The organism is Bacteroides sp. CAG:189, from assembly GCF_000432295.1.
Taxonomy (GTDB): domain Bacteria; phylum Bacteroidota; class Bacteroidia; order Bacteroidales; family Bacteroidaceae; genus Bacteroides; species Bacteroides salyersiae.
Genome location: NZ_HF991053.1, coordinates 110,042 through 112,588 on the forward strand (window position 1 = coordinate 110,042; position 2,547 = coordinate 112,588).

Here is a 2,547-nt window from a genome sequence, read left to right on the forward strand (position 1 = left end):
CAGGAATACGGGGTGACGGTAGACCCCGATTGTATTGTGGTGACTTCCGGTTCTTCGCCGGCTATCCTGCTGGTTTTGTTGCTGCTTTGCCGTCCGGACAGCGAGGTGATTCTTTCCAATCCCGGTTATGCCTGTTATCGCAATTTTGTGCTGGCCGCACAGGCAAAACCTGTGTTGGTTCCGCTTCGTCCGGAAAACGGGTTACAATACAATATAGAAGATATCAAAAAGTTTATCACGACCCGTACGGCAGCTATTTTCATCAATTCTCCGATGAATCCTACCGGACTTTTATTGGAAGATCGTTTTTTGAAAGAGATTGCCGGGCTTGGAGTTCCTGTGATTTCGGATGAGATTTATCATGGATTGGTTTATGAAGGACGTGCCCGTAGTATTCTGGAATTTACGGATCAGGCATTTGTTCTGAATGGTTTTTCAAAACGTTTTGCCATGACCGGATTGCGGCTCGGCTATGTGATGGCGCCTAAATCTTGCATGCGGGCTTTACAGAAATTACAGCAGAATCTTTTTATCTGTGCTCCCAGTATAGCTCAGCAAGCCGGTATTGCTGCGCTTCGGTATGCTGCCCCTGATGTGGAAAGAATGCGTGCTACCTATGACGAGCGCCGTCGATACATGATCGGGCGCCTTCGCGAAATGGGATTCGGTATCCAGGTCGAACCTAAAGGAGCTTTTTATATTTTTGCCGATGCCCGCAAATTTACAAAGGATTCTTATAAATTTGCTTTCGAAGTATTGGAGCAGGCACATGTTGGAATTACACCGGGAATCGACTTCGGTACAGGAGGAGAGGGATACGTTCGTTTTTCGTATGCCAACTCGTTAGAGAATATCCGCGAGGCGCTCGATCGTCTTAATCGTTTTCTGCTTTCTCGCGGTTTCTTATAATTTCCATTGCAGGTTCATAACAGTCCTCTGTCACCATTACAGATACGGTAGGGCTGATATAGGGAGCTATCGTTGTGATGAGGCCGTCTTTCAAGGCGGCTGCTATTTCATTGCTTTCAAGCAGACCTTTGATGAGTTCTGCTTCCCATCTCGAACCGGAAAACACTTCAACTAAACGGCTATTATCTTCTTCTTTCATAATTTTTTGGGGTATTAAGGTGTTTATACTTCTACAAATGTACACGATAATTTCAGAAAAATGGCATCGGGAGATGAAAAAGTAAGAGACTATTTTGTTTATTTTCGATAATACAGCACTCTATGTATGTTTCGTATCCTTTACACACTGTTTGAAACGCTTTGGATAGTAACTGTGGACGGGCACAAAAAGAGAGCTCTTTGTTTCTGCTTTTCTTAATAGTGTGAGCAAAATACACAATAAAGTGAATAAATTAATCAATTTATTGCCTAAACGTCAAAAATAGATGTATATTTGCGAAACACAACCACGCCATTAATCTTGCAGAAATATGAGAACGATCCCCTCTCGGAGAATATTATTTGTCATTTCTCTTATTCTTTGTTGTACAGTCTGTGCGCAAGAAGAAAAAGAGTTTAATGTAGATAGTGAACTTTATTCTTACTTTCAGCGTTGTCAGGAGAATGTCGGTGATTCGAAAGTTCTTCACATGGCGGATACATTATATTGGATGTCTGAAAAAAAAGGAGATCAGCGCATGCAAGCTGTAGCATTGACTCTGAAATTAGACCATTATTATTTTAAGGGAGATGAAGAAGACAGTATCATTCATTATACGAAGGTGGTTAAGGAGTTTGCGGAGAAAACCAATCAGCCTAAATACTATTATTTCGTTTGGAACAACCGTTTGATTTTATATTATCTCAAAACAGGAAAAAGTAATATTGCCTTGTATGAGGCTCAGGAAATGCTTAAGGATGCACAAAAAAGAGATAGTAAAATCGGATTGCTTTATTGTTATAACAGTCTGTATCAGATTTATGAAATCAAAGATTTGAAGAGTCTGGCTATTGAATATTGCCTGAAAGGAATCGAACTGACTGAAACTTATCATGTTGATAATTATAATATTTCAACTTCTTATACGGAGGTAGCCAAATACTATATCAACCAGGGGGATATTTCTAAAGCTCTCGAAATGCTGAAAAAAGCGGAATCTACGGCCAATGCAAGTACGCATGTTTTTTCTGCAAAATTGGGATATGTACACTATTATCTTGCCATAGATAATCCGGGCGAGGCTTGGAATAGATTGCAGGAGGCCAAAGTGCTGGTCGAAGAGGATAAAAAACTGGATATTTATAAGAAGCTTTACTACGAGAATGAAGTCTTTTATTACAAGCAAACCAAACAATATCAGAAAGCTTTGGTGGCTGCCGATAAACAAATAGAAGAAGAACTGCGGCTTAACGAACATGCGTTGCAAGGCAGCCATTATCGTATGAAAGGTGAAATATACCGGGCGATGGGGCGAAAGGATCTTGCAACGGATTTTTTGGCCAAATATATTTTGCTGGAAGATTCCATAAGACAAAGTAATGAAGAACAATCCATCAGTGGATTTGCCACTCTGGTCAATATGGAAAGATTGAATGCCG

General features: G+C 40.6%; 3 protein-coding genes. 2 read left to right on the top strand and 1 reads right to left on the bottom strand.

Annotated elements, in window-relative coordinates:
• Positions 1-909: aminotransferase class I/II-fold pyridoxal phosphate-dependent enzyme (locus tag QVP90_RS07450; protein ID WP_288204046.1), on the top strand; the 909-nt coding region annotated here is incomplete at its 5' end.
• Here QVP90_RS07450 and QVP90_RS07455 read toward each other — a convergent pair.
• Positions 875-1,108 (bottom strand): DUF2007-related protein, encoded by a 234-nt coding sequence (locus QVP90_RS07455; RefSeq protein ID WP_005926785.1) that lies wholly within the window; start codon positions 1,106-1,108, stop codon positions 875-877. The genes QVP90_RS07450 and QVP90_RS07455 overlap by 35 nt on opposite strands.
• Positions 1,109-1,439: 331 nt before the next feature.
• Here QVP90_RS07455 and QVP90_RS07460 point away from each other — a divergent pair.
• Positions 1,440-2,547: tetratricopeptide repeat protein (locus QVP90_RS07460; RefSeq protein WP_369678143.1), on the top strand; the 1,108-nt coding region annotated here is incomplete at its 3' end.